Annotated in this window: 2 protein-coding genes; one reads left to right on the top strand and one right to left on the bottom strand. The window is 74.9% G+C overall.

What is annotated here, in order from left to right; genetic code table 11:
- The coding region (locus B7P34_RS35835) for an NAD(P)H-hydrate epimerase (RefSeq protein WP_286157545.1) at positions 1–193 on the bottom strand (193 nt) is incomplete at its 3' end.
- Positions 194–304: 111 nt separating this feature from the next.
- Here B7P34_RS35835 and alr point away from each other — a divergent pair.
- The gene (gene alr, locus B7P34_RS35830; protein ID WP_189383289.1) at positions 305–1,498 is read left to right on the top strand and encodes an alanine racemase; all 1,194 of its coding nucleotides are present in this window, start codon (positions 305–307) and stop codon (positions 1,496–1,498) included.
- Positions 1,499–1,764 lie beyond the last annotated feature (266 nt).

Raw genomic sequence — 1,764 nt, 5'->3', positions numbered from 1 at the left:
TGAGGGCGTCGCCGCCGTTGTCGCCGCTGCCGACCAGCAGGGCGATCCGTGCCCCGTACACGCGGCGGAGCAGGCCGGCGCAGGCGGCGGCGAGCCCGGCGGCGGCGCGCTGCATCAGGGCGCCGTGGGGGAGCTGGGCCATGAGCGCGCGCTCGGCGGCCCGTACGGTCTCGACGCTGTAGGCAGTCCTCATGCCCTCAGTCTCACAACGGCGCGCCGTTCGTGCTCCCGAAATGACACCTTGTGCCCCTCCCCGAGCCCCACCCCTCACGCCCGGCCCGGCCGTCCTGAGAGACTGACGTGGATGAACGAGACTCCGCTTCGCGCCGGCGAGCCCCCGATGCGCGCCCGTGCCCTGGTCGACCTGGCCGCGCTGCGGGCCAACGTACGCACGCTCAAGGCCCGCGCGCCCCGGTCGCAGCTGATGGCCGTGGTCAAGGCGAACGCCTACGGCCACGGCGCGGTGCAGTGCGCCCGCGCGGCCCGCGAGGCCGGCGCCGAGTGGGTCGGCACGGCGACGCCGGACGAGGCGCTGGCGCTGCGCGCGGCGGGGGACACGGGCCGGCTGATGTGCTGGCTGTGGACGCCGGGCGGGCCGTGGCGCGAGGCCGTCGAGGCGGACGTCGACGTGTCGGTGAGCGGGATGTGGGCGCTCGCGGAGCTCTGCGAGGCCGTACGGTCCGCGGGCCGTCCCGCCCGCGTCCAGCTGAAGATCGACACGGGTCTGGGGCGCAACGGCTGCCAGCCCGACGACTGGCCGGAACTGATCGCCGCGGCGCGCGAGGCGGAGGACGCGGGCCTGGTGAAGGTGACCGGCATCTGGTCGCACTTCGCGTGCGCCGACGAGCCGGGCCACCCGTCCATCCAGGCCCAGCTGGGGGTCTTCCGGGACGCGGTGGCGTACGCGGAGCGGCAGGGCGTCGAGCCCGAGGTGCGGCACATAGCCAACTCGCCGGCGACCCTGACGCTCCCCGAGGCGCACTTCGACCTCGTCCGGACGGGCATCGCGATGTACGGGGTGTCGCCGAGCCCCGAGGTCGGCACGCCGCAGGACCTCGGCCTGAAGCCGGTGATGACCTTGTCGGCGTACCTGGCGTCGGTGAAGCGGGTGCCGGGCGGCCACGGCGTCTCGTACGGGCACCACTACGTCACCCCCGGCCCCACGACCCTCGCCCTCGTCCCCCTGGGCTACGCGGACGGCATCCCGCGCGCGGGCTCGGGCACGGGCCCGGTGCTGGTGGGCGGCAAGTGGCGGACGGTCGCGGGCCGGGTGGCCATGGACCAGTTCGTGGTGGACCTGGGCGGCGACGACACGGCGCGGGCGGGCGACGAGGCGGTGCTGTTCGGGCCGGGCGACCGGGGCGAGCCGACCGCCGAGGACTGGGCGCTTGCCACGGGCACGATCGCCTACGAGGTTGTCACGCGCATCTCCAATCGGGTGCCGCGCGTCTACATCGGTGAGACCGTGGACGGATACGTTGACGGATACACCGAGTAAACCGAGTAAGAGGGACACACCGAGCAAGTCCGGCTAGGTCCGGGAGCGAGTCCGGCCAGGTCCGGCGGGTCGCCGGGCGGGCAAGCGCACGAGCATGACGGGTATGCGGACGTGGACATGCCGAAACGGGGACACGGGGGCGCGCGATGAGCAGTGACAGCGGGAGCGCGGGCACAGCGGCGGCCGAGGCCGCCGGGGCGATCCGGGCCGTCGGGACGATCGCCGGGAGCGGCGCGGCCCAGGGCGCGGGCGGTGGCTGGCGGCGC

The sequence above is a fragment of the Streptosporangium nondiastaticum genome (assembly GCF_003011965.1).
Taxonomy (GTDB): Bacteria; Actinomycetota; Actinomycetes; order Streptomycetales; family Streptomycetaceae; genus Streptomyces; species Streptomyces nondiastaticus.
The sequence above is the reverse complement of the archived record's forward strand: the minus strand, read 5'-3'. Positions and strand labels throughout refer to the sequence as shown.

Coding starts and splice junctions, on each gene's coding strand:
- alr (WP_189383289.1), top strand. CDS start 305: ATGAACGAGACTCCGCTTCGCGCCGGCGAGCCCCCGATGCGCGCCCGT.